Source organism: Photobacterium profundum, assembly GCF_003026285.1.
GTDB classification, from domain to species: domain Bacteria; phylum Pseudomonadota; class Gammaproteobacteria; order Enterobacterales; family Vibrionaceae; genus Photobacterium; species Photobacterium profundum.
On sequence record NZ_PYOD01000012.1, the window covers coordinates 101,910 to 117,497 of the forward strand.

General features: G+C 37.8%; 13 protein-coding genes and 1 pseudogene. 7 read left to right on the forward strand and 7 right to left on the reverse strand.

Features of this window, described 5'->3' with window-relative positions; genetic code table 11:
• The first annotated feature begins 218 nt into the window (after positions 1-218).
• The 4 genes from C9J48_RS20905 (at position 219) to C9J48_RS20920 (ending at position 4,982) form a co-directional block, all read left to right on the forward strand.
• Positions 219-1,691, forward strand: a complete 1,473-nt coding sequence (locus C9J48_RS20905; protein WP_036803417.1) for a peptide MFS transporter — start codon at positions 219-221, stop codon at positions 1,689-1,691.
• 340 nt (positions 1,692-2,031) lie between these two features.
• Positions 2,032-2,628 carry a tRNA (pseudouridine(54)-N(1))-methyltransferase TrmY gene (gene trmY, locus C9J48_RS20910; RefSeq protein ID WP_006232170.1) on the forward strand — a complete coding sequence of 199 codons (597 nt, stop codon included), beginning with the start codon at positions 2,032-2,034 and terminating at the stop codon, positions 2,626-2,628.
• A gap of 130 nt (positions 2,629-2,758) precedes the next feature.
• Positions 2,759-4,186, forward strand: coding sequence for a hypothetical protein (locus C9J48_RS20915; protein ID WP_006232171.1), 1,428 nt, complete (start codon positions 2,759-2,761; stop codon positions 4,184-4,186).
• 505 nt (positions 4,187-4,691) lie between these two features.
• Complete coding sequence (locus C9J48_RS20920; RefSeq protein ID WP_006232172.1) at positions 4,692-4,982, forward strand: hypothetical protein; 291 nt, start codon at positions 4,692-4,694, stop codon at positions 4,980-4,982.
• 79 nt (positions 4,983-5,061) lie between these two features.
• Here C9J48_RS20920 and glgC read toward each other — a convergent pair whose 3' ends face one another.
• Positions 5,062-6,279 (reverse strand): glucose-1-phosphate adenylyltransferase, encoded by a 1,218-nt coding sequence (glgC, locus tag C9J48_RS20925; protein ID WP_036803766.1) that lies wholly within the window; start codon positions 6,277-6,279, stop codon positions 5,062-5,064.
• 247 nt (positions 6,280-6,526) lie between these two features.
• On the reverse strand, positions 6,527-6,673 hold the full coding sequence (locus C9J48_RS27990) for a hypothetical protein (protein ID WP_006232174.1): 147 nt from the start codon (positions 6,671-6,673) through the stop codon (positions 6,527-6,529).
• A 529-nt stretch (positions 6,674-7,202) separates the two neighbouring features.
• On the opposite strand from C9J48_RS27990, the gene C9J48_RS20930 reads away from it, so the two are divergent.
• Together C9J48_RS20930 and C9J48_RS20935 are read left to right on the forward strand one after the other, a co-directional pair.
• On the forward strand, positions 7,203-8,756 hold the full coding sequence (locus tag C9J48_RS20930) for an EAL domain-containing protein (protein WP_006232175.1): 1,554 nt from the start codon (positions 7,203-7,205) through the stop codon (positions 8,754-8,756).
• Positions 8,757-8,898: 142 nt separating this feature from the next.
• The gene (locus tag C9J48_RS20935; protein ID WP_006232176.1) at positions 8,899-9,225 is read left to right on the forward strand and encodes an HI1450 family dsDNA-mimic protein; all 327 of its coding nucleotides are present in this window, start codon (positions 8,899-8,901) and stop codon (positions 9,223-9,225) included.
• A 122-nt stretch (positions 9,226-9,347) separates the two neighbouring features.
• Here the strand turns inward: C9J48_RS20935 and emrD are convergent, their stop codons facing one another.
• From emrD to C9J48_RS20955, 4 genes are all read right to left on the reverse strand, one after another.
• On the reverse strand, positions 9,348-10,556 hold the full coding sequence (gene emrD / locus C9J48_RS20940; RefSeq protein WP_006232177.1) for a multidrug efflux MFS transporter EmrD: 1,209 nt from the start codon (positions 10,554-10,556) through the stop codon (positions 9,348-9,350).
• Between the two features lie 368 nt (positions 10,557-10,924).
• Positions 10,925-11,524: a GTP cyclohydrolase II gene (locus C9J48_RS20945; protein WP_006232178.1), complete on the reverse strand. Its 600-nt coding sequence runs from the start codon at positions 11,522-11,524 to the stop codon at positions 10,925-10,927.
• Positions 11,525-11,879: 355 nt separating this feature from the next.
• A complete protein-coding gene (locus tag C9J48_RS20950; RefSeq protein WP_006232179.1) occupies positions 11,880-12,233 on the reverse strand; it encodes a hypothetical protein in 354 nt (117 codons plus the stop codon).
• 239 nt (positions 12,234-12,472) lie between these two features.
• Positions 12,473-13,765, reverse strand: coding sequence for an alpha/beta fold hydrolase (locus tag C9J48_RS20955; RefSeq protein ID WP_006232180.1), 1,293 nt, complete (start codon positions 13,763-13,765; stop codon positions 12,473-12,475).
• Positions 13,766-14,135: 370 nt separating this feature from the next.
• Here C9J48_RS20955 and C9J48_RS20960 point away from each other — a divergent pair, with 370 nt between their 5' ends.
• Positions 14,136-15,401 (forward strand): EAL domain-containing protein, encoded by a 1,266-nt coding sequence (locus tag C9J48_RS20960; RefSeq protein ID WP_181320828.1) that lies wholly within the window; start codon positions 14,136-14,138, stop codon positions 15,399-15,401.
• Here C9J48_RS20960 and C9J48_RS20965 read toward each other — a convergent pair.
• A pseudogene (locus C9J48_RS20965) lies at positions 15,398-15,588 on the reverse strand (hypothetical protein); the annotation flags it as partial. The gene C9J48_RS20960 and the pseudogene C9J48_RS20965 overlap by 4 nt on opposite strands.

A 15,588-nucleotide genomic window follows, 5' to 3' on the forward strand; every position in this document is an offset into this window, starting at 1 on the left:
TCTATGTTCCCAGTAAATACAAAAGAATAAAGCAGCCTACTTAATAAACACCACAATAAAAACTAATCATATCCATTAGAAAATATAACTAACAATATGAGTTTTTTGAGACAATAGACTTAAATCAACTCGTCGTATTAATGTTAATATCAGCAGCGACTTACAAATACTTACAATTTTCAATTTACTTTGTTATTTAACAAGGATGGAGTGTAGTTATGTGGAATAGACTGAACAAGTCAATGATGGTGTGCCAAATGATGTTTGGCCTCTCCTTCTATGGCGTAATGGTTATTTTAACCCGTTTTTTTTTAGAAGACCTTGGTTACAGTGAAGCCGATACCATGATGGTTGTAGGTGCGTTTTCATCTATTGGTCCTCTTTTTGCTATCGCTGGTGGATTCATAGCTGACAAATTTTTAGGTTCATACCGCTCTTTAACAATCAGTTATTTCGGATTTGCTCTAGGTTACACATTATTAGTATTAGGCGCTTCAACCAGTAATGTACCAATGAGCCTTGTTGGTATTGCACTTGCGAGTTACGCTCGTGGCCTTATGTCTCCTTCATACCCTAGTCTATTTAAGCGTACATTTAAAACTCAAGAAGAATTCGAAAACGGTTATCCGGTTAACTATTCCGTTAATAACATAGGTGCACTTTTTGGACAGTACCTATTCCCAATGTTCGTTCTCGCTATTGGGTTTAATGGCAGCTTTATGTTGTCAGCTTCTATGGCATTCGTTGCATTCATCATTCTAGTTGTTTCTCATAAGCCTTTATTGACGGTTGGTGCTGAAATAGATCAACAACCTGTTAGCCCTAAAAATTGGCTTCTATTCAGCCTTGTTTCTCTTGGTATGATTGGTCTTGTTTTCTTCATGTTCTCAAACATGGATATTGGACAAAACATTGTCTATGCGATAGGCGCAGCTGCAATTTTATACTTCATTTCTTTAATGGTTAAGTCGAACAAAGCAGACGCGTTAAAGATGGGTACAATATTGATCATGACTGTACTAACAACAGCATTCTTTGTTTACTATGGCCAGATGATGACATCGATGACCATGGTAACAATCAATACGATGCGTGGTGATCTATTCGGATTTATCCCAATTGCACCTGAAGCGTCAATGGCAATGAACCCACTATGGTGTATTCTTGGTGGCCCCGTTATTGCGATGACTTTTACTTCTTTAGAAAAGCGTAATATCAATTTTTCAACGGCAACAAAGGTTGGCTTCGCCTTTATTCTAACCGCTATCGCATTTGGTATTCTTACCGTTGCTGTAATGTCTGTTGGCCCTGAAGCTGTTATTCGTCCTGAAGTATTCTTGGCAATTCACTTCTTCCAAGCGTTTGCTGAAGTAATTGTGGGCAGTATGGTTGTCGCTTTCATCCTCTCTGTTGCACCGAAGCATATTGAGAACTTCTCGGTAAGCTTATTCTCTGTCGCAATTGCATTAAGTGGTATCGTTGGTGCGGTATTCTCTACATCGATTGCACTAGAAAAAGGTCAGGCGATTACACAAGAAATCGTACAAACAGTGTATGGTGACTACTTCAGCCTACTTACTATGCTAGCTGTCGTGATGGTATTAGTGGCATTTTTTGCCTCTTTCGTTATCCGTAAGATGCTTGAGAAAAGTGCAGAATCAGAGAAAATGGTACTGTCTGAAGCTCAATAAGCAAGTATCATTTAGATGATGTTTTATGCTAAAAGCCTCCTTATTGGAGGCTTTTTTAATGGAGAAAACAAATAAGTAACTATCTGTAGCCGTGAAGCTTTTACTGATAGAAAATGTACATAAGCCGTTCATTTATCCCCTTTTCATTCAGCAGCTAAAAACCTGCTTGTTAATCCCCGTTGTAGCGCCTAGTATATCGTCCTTAAATAAGCGGGTTCTTATACGTTTATTATCTGCTGAAGTTTGAATACCGATACATCTACTGATGTCATTCATCAAAAGCATCATAAGTCGTGTGCATTTAGCAACCACGACACTTCAACACAATGGACATTTAGCTATGCGCGCTTTTGTATTACGAGCCAGATCTGCCCCTACCAATAGTCAACTGCTATTAGAATCAGTCGGTCAAGAAGCCCACACTGAAATTTTGGCTCATACCTTGATGAACGCTATATTTGTGGCTCAATCGCACCGTGACGATGTTATTGTTCATTTGGTATTAGAAAGCACGCAAGACTTCTCTCGCACGATTAGCTTTACGTCAAGTGAAATCACTAATGTTGGTGGCTTCCACGAACAAGCCTTACTCACAAAAATTGCAAGAGCATTAGATTTGTCACAAGGCATGTCTAAAGAGCAAGAACGTAAGGTTGAACCGGGTATTACCGTTCGTACCATGAGCTTCGAAAGACTAGTTCAAGAATTAGCTGAAGATTACCAGCTATTCATGATGGACAAAAAAGGCACCAACATTCGTGAGCAAGAGTTTGAAGGCAACCCTTGTTTCTTGTTGACCGACCATATTCCTATGCCCAAGAAGAGCTTTAACAGCTTAAAACGCCTTGGGGCAACAAAGATCAGCCTTGGGCCTAAGATGCTGTTTGCATCGCAATGTGTGGTGCTGATCCACAATGAATTAGATATTAATATGTAATGCTAGGGCGTATTGACGTATTTAAAACGTCAACACGCTCTAATGAACGGCATGTATTGTCGTTCATATTTTGCTTTCATATATAAAACGCAGTTAAACTGAACATAGATAAAGCTATGGATTCATTAGTATGCGTATTTTGCTCTTACTCTTCACCTGCTTTACTATCTTATCTTGCTCTAGTACACCAAGCCCTGCGATAAACTATTCAGCAACCCAACAAAACTGTGTGCGCAAGCTAATCCAATTTAAGCAAACAGTTAAAACACAAGGCGTTCAAGATGCACAACTCTTCTGGACGCCCGATTACCCTTCACTTGCTTTTGATCGCTTTAGCGTTGCATTAATCTCTCAATTAACATCCGATCAAAGTAAAGCTCAATGGTTAAACTATGTATCTCGACAAGCTGAGATTCAACGCAAAATTGAATACAAAAATTTACGCAACAAAAACGCAATCAATTTTGAAAACCAAGAAAGCTGTGCCAAACAATTAACAACATCATTAGCCGAAAACAACCAATTCTGGTCGCAACTACAGCAACACCCGCCAATTATCACGTCTAATTACCAAAATTGGCAACGCATTATCGGTCTTTACCCTGTTAGTAAGCTTTTCGCGACCCCTTCTATTCATACAGAAAAAAAGCGTATATTAAGTGGGTTTATTGAGCCTGTAGATGATGACACTATCGCTTATGCTATACCTGATAAACCAAGATTAACGCAGCAAGAAATACAAAGCTGGTTTTCACAAACAACGGCTCGTGCTGATCTTCACTGGCCCTTGCTAACAGATGATCAACTCACCCAATTATTGGCTTTTTATACCCCTGAATTTCGTGTTGAATCGGTATCTCTTGATGATAAGCCCGGCTTAGTAACCTATGTTTCAGATGATCAGGCTGCTGTTAATACCAATGAACCGATTGTTTATGTCGACCATAGCTTCACTCAATTCCATGGCAGAATATTACTCCAACTGAATTACAGCCTCTGGTTTGCAAACCGTACGGCTAAATCTTCTCTCGCCCCCTATGCGGGTAAATTTGATGGTGTATTATTCAGACTAACGTTAGATGAGCAAGGAAAGCCCTACATTCTCGATAGCATCCATCATTGTGGTTGTTACCATATGGTTTTTGCATTACATGAAGAATTACAGTTTTCGCCAACAAGTACCAAGATTGAGTCCCCCACTCGCCTCCATATATACCAACCGCAAAGTGCAGATATATTGAAAATTAGTGTATCAAATGGAGAGCACATGATTAAAGATGTGTATTGGGGGGAAAGTAACCCTTTCACTCGCCATTTAACCTCACTCAATTATCAAACATTACGTAGCTTACCAACACCAGAAGGGCTAAATAAAAGCCTGTTTGATAAGAATGGAATGTTGCTTGGCAGTGAACGGTTAGAACGTTTTTACTTATGGCCATTTGGGGTAGCCTCGCCAGGAACAACCCGTCAAATAGGTCAGCATGCTGTCGCCTTTATTGGTGAAAGGCATTTTGATGACGCAAATATATTCGACACGCTATTCCTGAAGCCGTGATAGTTCGAGTGTTTCATATAGCATGAATAGGCTGAATTCTATATGGATATTAATATTTAATGTCTTGTAAATAGTGCACACCTAAAAACGTTGCATTTTATTTGTTATTCTCATTCCAGTTTTGATAGAAATCATTACCATCTCGTACAAAGTTAAAAGATAACACTTAACAAACTGTATTTATTAACAAATAAAATAATAAACCTCATATCGAATCGACCTTCTCATATAATATACCGATACTTATCCCTTTCCTGATTAGACTTACAATAGCAATCCATCAGAAAACGTAAGTCATTAAATAATAAACAAATATAAGCAGATTACGCTAAGTTTTAGATTGTTCATACTGGATTTAAATGCAAAAAAAAGCTCCATTCTGGGAAACGGAGCCATAAATGAAACTATCCTATTCATATCATAATAATTATATGCGTAAAGTTGCATTAATGCCTATATTTTAATACATACATTAACTTTCGTAATTAAACGCACGGTGAACTGTATGACTAAAAAAGCCAATTTTAAAAAGAACGGTATTTTTTGGGAATTGTATGAAAGCCCCGATGAAATCGTAAAATTTCTTGATTCTGATTCTGAGTTTGCGCAAACCGCAATGAAGATATCGTTAACCCATGCCTATTTACGTGTTAATGATGTGACAGAGCTCAATAGAGATGCATTTGATATCTTAGATAACAAAGAGAAGTTTCTTCTACTGAAAGAAATGAATCAAGAGCAAACAGACGAATTATCCCGATTTGTGATGGGGCATTTTTATCATTATATTTCCTAGAAAAAACGCTAATGCGTAATGCAGTTCACTTAACGTGAGCAGCATTACGCTATTGCTGACTTTATTTGTATATATTCCGTTATTCAAATACATGGTCAGACGATACTACAATAATGCCTTTATCTGACACGTGAAATCGTTGTGCATCCAATTTGGAGTTTAATCCTATTTCTGTACCAGCAGGGATTTTCACATATTTATCTATTATACAGTTTTGAATGTTTGCCCCCTCGCCTATTTCAACCCCTTCTAGAATAATGCTATTAACTACAACTGCTGCATTAGCTATATTAACCTTAGGAAATAAAATAGAATTCTGTACTGAACCACCAGCAATAACAACACCACTTGATATGATAGAATTGATAAAAATACCTTCGTTACCCGTAGCCGATGACACAGTTCTAGCTGGTGGTAATTGGGGTTCATAAGTACGGATTGACCAATCTTGTTGGTAGAGATCCATAGGTGGAACAGGTTGCAACAAGTCCATGTTTGCTTGGTAATAAGAATCTATCGTTCCCACATCTCGCCAATAAGCATCTTGCGTTACTCGCCCCTCTTCCCCACCAAAATGATGGGCGTACACTCCACAACCATCGATCAATTTAGGAATAATGTCTTTACCAAAATCATGGCTTGAATATGGGTTTTCTGCGTCATTTTCTAGCACTTTTAGTAGCGTATCAGTTGAAAATACATAGATACCCATTGATGCTAAGCTTTTGCTCGGGTTACTTTTAAGTGCTACTGGTTGATCCGGTTTTTCTGAAAAAGCGACAATCCGTTTATCATGATCGGTCTCCATGACGCCAAATGCCTTTGCTTCTTCAATCGGTACTTCCATGCAAGCAACGGTTAAATCAGCATTGCTAGCTTTATGCTGTTCAAGCATCGGTGCGTAATCCATTCGGTAAATATGGTCACCCGACAACACCACGACGTATTTAGCTTCGCTTCGAGATAACAGCCATAAGTTTTGATAAATAGCATCTGCCGTACCGCTATACCAACTATCCCCCTTACGCATTTGCGGCGGAACATTCGTAATATATTCACCTAATTCGGGATTGAAGATAGACCAGCCGTCGCGGAGGTGCTTTTGCAATGAGTGGGACTTATATTGAGTCAATACTAATACTCGTCGTAAACCGGAGTGCAGGCAATTTGCCAAAGTAAAGTCGATAATGCGGTACTTACCACCGAAAGGCACGGCGGGTTTTGCTCGATGATCCGTTAAAGGAGATAACCTTGAACCTACACCACCTGCTAATATCACTGTTAACGTTTCTTGCATCATCTGATTATCCCTTTAATGAATTAGGCTATATTCTAATAATACAATTACCAAGCCAACCGTAACCCACTAATAAATAACCTAAATTTTTACATAACGCTAATTCACCGCACCACTATAGAGCAAAGTAATACAAAATATGCACTTTATTGACTCATCACTAAAGTTACTCAATGCGTGTTTAAGTGACTAAGCATATAAAACGGTGCCCTAAGAGCACCGTTTTCATTTGAATCAATAGATTAGATCAGTCATGCTCTAGCATCTTACTGGGAACAAGTTCGAGCTCTTGATGCTCTTTATATTTCTCATCTAATAAATCTAATTCCCTTTTCATTTCGCATATCTCTTTTTCCATATAAGAAATATTACGTTTCAACATTTTACGTTCCATAATCCGCTCCTTACATACTCAAGACTAACCCTTAATAGGTAGGATATCGAAATCTAAAAGCAGTTAAAGTGCGGCTAACAACATTCACATTATTTTTCGTCACACAAAAACGAGTCATTCAGCTTGTATCAAGCATAATCAAACAATTCTTTTTCTGATATTAAATGTAGTATGATATTAACAAGGCGAATTGAAATAATGAGTTCTATACCCAAGTTACCTCAAGATGCTTATTTCTGCGAGAATTTGTTGGGCTCTAGGCAAGGCACTTACTTTAAATTTATAAATAAAGCTATTTAATATTTTATAAATCACTCACACTGAAGTGCCACAAATATGACGAGTTGCAAAATAAAAGCGGTAGTAATATGACGCCTATCATTGTAAGCCTCAGAATACAAAACAAAACATTAATATTTTGATATAAATCGCATTTTTTCATATTATCATAAAATATTTTATGATAATTTGCATGTCTTCTTTTTCATGCAATCGTTCTAAGTTTTATATGACTCAAGCTAAAAATATAATGTTACTGATACTATGCCTATTGGTAGGTCTTATATTGGATATGGCTTGGGTAAAGAACGGCATTAATCAAAAGACAAGAGATACCATTCAAGGCCTTGATATTGCTATTAATTATCAGTTAAATCAAATAAAAACGGATCTAACATTAATTGATTCTAATACAACCCCCTGTGATAAAAAGAACAGAGAAGAGTTGGAGAAATTAAATTTTTATTCATCAGTAATACAAGAAATCAGCTATATAGAGAATGGTGTCTTTCTTTGCAGCGATCGTATTAAAAATTCAAATATAAAAGTAGAAAGCAGTCACTTAGCTAAATTTGAAGAACAGAGCGGATACGTCATTTATAGAGCAACAAGTCAAAGACGACATATTGATGCATTATTTTTCATGGTACCAACACCTAGCGGTTGGTACCGAATCATGCTTGATAGTCGCTATATTGATTATTGGATTAAGCAATATACACATAAAGATCAACTTTCTGGTTGCTTAGGAAACATTGATGACAGTTTTGTATGTTTAAACTCACCACCATTCAATGATTTCATTTTTAGCGAACAAATACGATCAGAAAAATACTCTTATGCATTAACAGTTGGATATGTTGAGGCATCATTAAAAAAAGTTTATTTCAAGCAACTTCCTTATGCTACTGCCATTATCATTACACTATCAATATTCATCGTATTATTGCTTAACCTATCAGTAAATTTTCGACGTTCAATAAAGTCAGATATTCAGCGTGGAATTAACAACAGAGAATTTCACGCTTATTATCAACCTATTGTGAATTCCAAAAGTGGCCATTGGATCGGTGCTGAATTACTTGTACGCTGGCTACACCCTAAACATGGTGTAATTTCACCAGCTGAATTTATTCATACTGCTGAAAGTACAGGGCTAATAAATACGATCACACTTCACCTTCTAGAGCGTGTAGCATATGAAAAAACACAGATTCAGGCAGAAAATGATGACCTGTATATATCAATCAATGTAACGGCATCAATGATTATTAACTCTAGGTATGTGACTGAGTTAATTTGTATTATTTCTAAGTACCCTAGCCTACAACATAATGTGGTTTTTGAATTCACAGAACGTGAAACATTTTCACCCACAGAATTAGTCGAGCTTAAACTTGGTATGCAGCGTCTACGTGAAGTTGGGATTAAGTGGGCACTTGATGACTTTGGTACAGGTTACGCAGGCTTATCAACACTGCAAAGCTTACGTTTTGACATCTTAAAAATTGATCGTACATTTGTTGCCTCTTCTGTTACAGATGCGGTAACTCACTCTATATTAGATAATATTGCTGAGATGGGGCATACATTGCATTGTACGATGGTTGCAGAAGGTGTTGAAACCGCGGAACAAGCAGAATATGTCGATGATTTAGGTATTGAGGCAAGCCAAGGCTATTTTTACGCCAAGCCGATGCCGTTTGACGATTATCTAAGTGGGATATGTAAACCAGCATCTGCATCTCACTCTGAAGCGGTCGAAACGAATACAACAACCGCGCACCAGCAAGCCATCAAATAAATCGAACTTCACGAATAAGTTAAAGGGTTGCTTCAACAGCCCTTTTCCTTTATCACGTATAAAATTCCTTCTTCCCCCTACCTCACCTCAAAAAACCATGTTCTAATAGTCACTCATTTACGAAAAGAGACATATCAAGTACATGGAAACATCAAATTTGATTTCATATGACGACGTTATTGACGCAGCTTACGACATCTTTCTAGAGATGGCACCTGAGAGCTTAGAACCAGTAGACGTGATCTTATTCACCGCACAATTTGATGACCGTGGAGCAGCCGAAGCCGTTGAAACACGCGATGATTGGGGCAGCCACGTTGGCTTTGACGTTGATAAAGAACTGTACGCTGAAGTACGTATTGGCTTAGTTAACGAAGAAAATGATCAGCTTGATGACGTATTCGCTCGCATGCTAATTAGTCGTGACCCTGAACACAAGTTCTGCCATATCTTATGGAAGCGTGATTAAGACATCACAGCTAGATACAAAAAGGCGATGCATTTCTAATTAGAAAACTCTAACTTAGAAAGCATCGCCTTTTTAGTACTGTATCGCTAATGACCTAAGCCATTAATTATACATTCCAAGCATTACACCAAAACGGGTGTATCTTGTTGGTGACTACGTTTCACCCAAATCAAGCTCAATACAACTAATATTGACATTACTGTCATGACAGAGCCAACACTAAACTGATCATCTGCACGCATGAAAGATGCCGACAAAGTCGCGATTCCGGCACCCAAGTTTTGTAACCCACCAAGAATTGCCCCAGCCGTTCCAGCGTGTTGCGGAAATGGCTGAATAGCTGCTGTTGTTGCCGCAGGAAACAAAATACCAGCGCCAATGAAGTATATAAATGCCCCACCAATTAACGAACTGACTGTTACTAATCCTGCCATACCTGGAATAAGAACTGTAAGTGAACCCAGAATAATGGCTAACATACCTAAATACATTACGCGGCTATTACCAATACGCTTAACCAATGCCGAAGACATCCAAGAACCCGCTAAATATCCCGGTAATGGCAATACAAATAACCAACTTACTGTCTTTGAATCTAGCTTAAGTACACTGCCTAGCAATACACCTGCTGCAGCTTCAAAAACAGCGATGCCTGCAAAAGTAGCAATTAAGCAAAGTACATAACCTTGGAAACGACGGTTACTCAACACATAACGATAGCTAACGAGTACGCGTTCATTACGGCGATTCTCTACCGGAAGTGTTTCAGTAAACATAAACATCATCGCCAATGTTACGATAGCACCAAACACTAATAAGAATATGTAACTTGCCGACCAATCAAACATTGATGACAAATATCCACCTAATACCGGTGCAATAAGAGGGGAAAATATAACCCCCATACTCACAAGACTATTGGCTTTATGTAAATCTTCACCGTCATAGCAATCACGCGTTACTGTTCGGCACATCGCACCGCTACAGCCCGTACCTGCACCCTGAATAAAACTGGCTAATAAGAATAATTCAAAGCTTGGTGCTAGTAACGCACCAATGGTACCGATTAAAAAAATCACCATGCCAACTATAATGACTGGTCGGCGACCTATACGATCAGATAGCGGACCATAAACGAACTGCGATAATCCGTATGGAATTAAATAAGCCGCCATTACCGCTTGTAGATAAGAAGACTGAACACCAAAATCGTGTGCCATTGCTGGGATGGCAGGCACATACATTGTTTGGGTCATTTGGCCAGCAGCGGCCAAAATAATAACTAGAAATAGTAACTTTGCCATTTGGCTAGAAGAAGATTGCTGAGTCACAACCTGTACCCTCAAAAAAACAACATAAGAAAAACAAGTGAATACTCGAATGAATAATCCACTAATAGTATGAAAAGCCACGAACAAACAGGATAACAATAACTAAGACTAATTCTGGGTTAATGTATAGCGTCTAGCTCTGTCTTAAGTGCGGTGATAGTAATGGCGAATAGCCAATCAGGCAAGAAAATTGCGTAGTATTAAGCACTAAACTTTATCATGATTTGCATTAGAAAAAGTAATGAATAAATAGTGCCTGTTTTATTTATTTATCGAATACAAAAAAGCCTCGAAAAACGAGGCTTTTGCTAAAGAACTATCTATCACAACGCAATGTATAGAAATCACACAAAACGTTCAATGATTAATCAATCAAAATGAAAGCGATGCTTGCCGTGGCTAGCTTTCGTTTTCAGATAACTTTCATTACCGTCTTTGACGTGGGCTTTAGTGCCAACCACTTCAGTAATAATAATGCCGTTTTCTTCGAGTTCTCGAATTTTCTTCGGGTTGTTTGTTACCAAGCGAATTTCATTAAGACCTAATGCTTTAAGCATTAATGCTGCTTCTGTAAAATCACGAAGATCGTCGCCAAAACCAAGGTGGTTATTCGCTTCATAAGTATTCATACCCTGACTTTGTAGTTCATAAGCATCAATCTTATTATATAATCCAATACCACGCCCTTCTTGACGTAAATAAAGAATCACCCCACCCATTTCACCCATTTTTTCAATGGTTTCATCTAACTGTTCACCACAGTCACAACGTGAAGAGTGGAAAACATCACCAGTTAAACACTCTGAATGCATACGTACCAATGGTACTGCCGGTTTCGTATCTGCAGCTTGGAAAATAACGGCCACATGCTCTTTACCAGATTCAAGACCATTGAAAGAAAGCAAATCAGCCGGAATGTTACTCTTCTGGCCAACTTTAAAAGGCACTCGTGCTCTTATATTTACCATGTTGTTCCTAAGTACGTCTTAATGCCTTTAGGGTCTACAATTCAAAAAATATTACAACGAACATTGCGTGAGCGTTATGTTTGAACGTCTACCCTATAGACTGATAATCTTTACAAAATACTCATGTGTCGCGCTTCATCTCAGCATAGATATAACTAAACGATAGTACGACAGATGAATATTCCTCTGCTTGTTGCTAGATAATATCTAAAATATTCACACTTAAAAAGTATAGTAAGAGTAAGGGTATTATTTTTTGACTACCTTAAGCCGCCTTACCTCACCTTGTTTTGTTATATTATAACAAAATCAAACGAAAGGCATTATGCAACCTGTTGCTAGGTGGGTAACTTTTTTACTGACTCAAGCCATAACGTTTTTCTAATAAAGAGTGTAAAAATACGCAGGCAGACAAAATAGTAAAACTCATTACACCTAACATAATTGCAGCCATTCTCATCCAATTATCACCCATGATCAATCGCTCTGACACCATTTGATAAGTAGACTGCATCCAGATTAAGGCTGACAACCCAAGCGCAACTTGGATGAACCTAGCAACCCATCGCTGGCGAATCGATAGTAATAGTGGAAAAACGACCAAAGCAATACATAAAACAACATTACCATTTCGTAAAAAATGTGCCGCGAGCAGCCAAAAACTTAATACTATAGGCAAGAGCAAAAAAGAAAGTTTTAATGAACGCACAATGTTCTCCATGCTAAGTTAAGTAACTCGTAAGTTCTAATATGTATTTTATGATTTCGAGTATCGTGTATAAAAAATCGCTTTAACCTGATTCAACATACAGATTAAAACGATTTTTAAAGCTAACTATACTTTAGCGATCTCAAGGTACAGAATTCAGACTAACATCAGAATGTTTAATTCAATCGACTAGATCATCAGATAAGTACTCAGGGCTGCTAGCAATTCGCATTTAGGTTTTAGCTTTGTGTTTGCTCTATCACTTCAGCCATAGATATAAGCTTATCGAGAATACGCTCACCATCTGCTCGTAAACCATTATGTTCGTATTCATTCGTCATCCATGCTTTTGCATTGGGCATTAAAGCCAATGTTTCACGCGAATAATCAAACTCTACATACATATCTTCAACGTAAACCGCAGCAGTAACTGGTACGGTATTCTTAGCTAATAGATCAACATCATACAACTGCGGCCAATCTGCTTTTTCAGCCAGTAAATCCGCAGCTGTTTTTAATGGCCTAAGGGTTTCTAATTGATCGAACATCCATGGGTATACCATTTCGCCAGTAAAGCAGAAATCTTCACCAGAAACATAATTGCATTGCGGATAGTGTTCACGAACACGGTGTGCAGACCACTGTGATGCATCTTGCTGACAGTAAATTGATTCATGCAAAATGGCATAAATCGGGTTAGTCAGGTATGACTGCTCAGCTAGCATCGCGGTTAAGAAACTGTAACTCAGTTCAGGTTTACTATTTACGTCAACAAAAGCGTCTTCCAGTAAGTAATACATGGCCAACGCACCACCGCTGCGACCAAGATTGATACCAATCAACTGGAATTGCTCTACAGTAAAGCGCTGACCATTAGGCAGTATAATTTCATTATTCAGCAAGTAATCGGCAATACGATTACACATACCTTGTGCTGCAGGAAATGCATGGAAGAACTGTTGGGTTTTATCCAATACACGTTGATACGTCGCTTGATACACATCATCAGCATGACGTGTCATCGATGGAATACCGCCCGTGATATAAGCACGAGACAAACTCTGAGGATAATAAGACAAATAATGTAACGCACAGAAGCCACCAAAACTCTGCCCTAACAACGCCCACTGTTGAATACCCAACTGCTCGCGAATCGCTTCAGCATCACGCACAATATTATCAGCACGAAATTGGCTCAAGTACGCGACTTGTTGTTCTGGTGTTTTACTGGCTAAAGTTTGATGACTAATCACCGTACTTAACCCCGTACCACGTTGATCCAACAATAGAATACGGTATTGTTTTAAAGCACGCTTAAACCAGCCACTGTTACTATCTGGACGCGGAGCTGGGAAACCAGGGCCACCTTGTAAGTAAACAAGCCACGGTAAATCAGTACCTTGCTTATCTTTCGCGACAACCTCTCGAGCAAACACGCGGATTGTTTCACCATCTTGATCCGTGTAATCCAGAGGTAATTCAAATTGGTGCTGGCGATAAAACAAATCATCAACATAAAAACATGCTTGCATCGGCTTCCTCCATGAAGAAAGTAAACTTAAATAACAAACAGTTATATTACAAACTCCCTTTGTACATTACCAGCATGCATTTACATTTAACAATACTTTACATACACAACATTCACTTAACCGATAAAAAACATTTCACTCAAATAAAAATAATAGTGAGAGAAACAATATAGTTATTCATGCAATTGCTTTCGTAGAATATTAATATTCACTTTCAATATATAAATACTACCCTTGTATTTATATACTGTGTGTTCAGTTATAATTTTTGCATCATCATGAACTGATTGATTAATATCGTATATAAATAACAACAGCACCGCATTAATCACTCGTTCTAAATTACATGCTATTGAGGGCTCCGCTAACAATGAACAATATCACTTGGGTTCGCTGGAAACAGCCCTTATTTATATTCATTGCCGGAATAGTTTTGATTATTGCCTCATCAGAAATGTTGAGTTTTTACCTCTTTAAACATGAAGTTAAGCGTAGATTAGACAACCTCCATTACTTTTATCAAGATCGTTACCTTTCTATTGGTGGTGAAATTGAACAATTAGCTGATGCGGTATCATTCACATGTAATAAAAACGATATCGCTTTAATGCGCAAACATATTGAAGAATCACCCGCGATACAACTAATTGAATTACATACTAAAGACGGAATGTGTTCCATTTATGGAAATAACAGTGAACTCGTAAAAAAATTACCCAACCAAACAACAATAAATGATAATAAATTTGCTATTGAGTCCTACCTTCATAATCGCTTAAAAATCACGATTAACGATGAGCGAGGGATGTTTATTGTCATAACCGAGCCCTTTGAACAGGTTTTCCTTCGAAGCGAACTGTGTAAAGACTGTTATGCCGTAGAGTTACATGTCGAAGACCAATTTTTACCTTTATTTGAAAAAGAAAAAAATGAAACCTATTTTTTCATCGCATCTCAACAATTCACTAAGCGTATATTCCTCAATGTGTATTCAACTAAGCTTGGGATAACGTCACTGATTAAAGCCGACGTCATTTTTGTTCAGGCCATTTTATGCATAATATTACTATTGATTTGTTTATTACTTGGCCTATTAAAGGGTCAGAACAGTACATTAAAGGAACTTATATATTTAGGGTTAAAAAATAAAGAATTCATTCCGTTTTATCAACCTATAATTGACTCATCTAGTAAGCAGGTTGTTGGGTGTGAGATCTTAGTTCGCTGGATTAAAAAGAATGGCGAGATAATTTCACCAAACCTATTTATTCCTATTGCTGAGTATAATGGGCAAATCTTTGAGCTAACATATGACTTACTAAACCAAGTTTCCGCTGATATCGGCAAGTTCGCATTAAAACACCCCGACTTTTATGTCAGCCTTAATGTCGTACCTGAACAGCTAGAAGATGATAATTTTGCTGAAAATGTATTTAAGATCCTTAAAAATCATAATATTGAAGCAAACCATATTGCGTTTGAAGTGACTGAGCGAACACCATTTACTAAGATAAAAAAAGCAGAAAGAGAAATCAATCAATTAAAAAACCAGAAAATTGATATTAAATTAGATGATGTTGGAACAGGATATGGCGAATTTACTTTTTGTTTTAAATGTACACGACTACGTTATTAAAATGTTAATATAAGTGTGGAAATAAAAAAAGATAAATAATTAAATGCTCTCCCCAGAATAATATCCAGCAGTAATTGGCTGAATGATACCCCTTCTTTAGCAAGGTGACGGCGCAATGTTGATTGTGTTGTGAAAAGAGCCTTCGCCATACCATCGACACTCCACTTACGCTTCGGATCTAGCGTTA

Coding starts and splice junctions, on each gene's coding strand:
- C9J48_RS20905 (WP_036803417.1), top strand. CDS start 219: ATGTGGAATAGACTGAACAAGTCAATGATGGTGTGCCAAATGATGTTT.
- trmY (WP_006232170.1), top strand. CDS start 2,032: ATGCGCGCTTTTGTATTACGAGCCAGATCTGCCCCTACCAATAGTCAA.
- C9J48_RS20915 (WP_006232171.1), top strand. CDS start 2,759: ATGCGTATTTTGCTCTTACTCTTCACCTGCTTTACTATCTTATCTTGC.
- C9J48_RS20920 (WP_006232172.1), top strand. CDS start 4,692: ATGACTAAAAAAGCCAATTTTAAAAAGAACGGTATTTTTTGGGAATTG.
- glgC (WP_036803766.1), bottom strand. CDS start 6,279: ATGCAAGAAACGTTAACAGTGATATTAGCAGGTGGTGTAGGTTCAAGG.
- C9J48_RS27990 (WP_006232174.1), bottom strand. CDS start 6,673: ATGGAACGTAAAATGTTGAAACGTAATATTTCTTATATGGAAAAAGAG.
- C9J48_RS20930 (WP_006232175.1), top strand. CDS start 7,203: ATGTTACTGATACTATGCCTATTGGTAGGTCTTATATTGGATATGGCT.
- C9J48_RS20935 (WP_006232176.1), top strand. CDS start 8,899: ATGGAAACATCAAATTTGATTTCATATGACGACGTTATTGACGCAGCT.
- C9J48_RS20945 (WP_006232178.1), bottom strand. CDS start 11,524: ATGGTAAATATAAGAGCACGAGTGCCTTTTAAAGTTGGCCAGAAGAGT.
- C9J48_RS20955 (WP_006232180.1), bottom strand. CDS start 13,765: ATGCAAGCATGTTTTTATGTTGATGATTTGTTTTATCGCCAGCACCAA.
- C9J48_RS20960 (WP_181320828.1), top strand. CDS start 14,136: ATGAACAATATCACTTGGGTTCGCTGGAAACAGCCCTTATTTATATTC.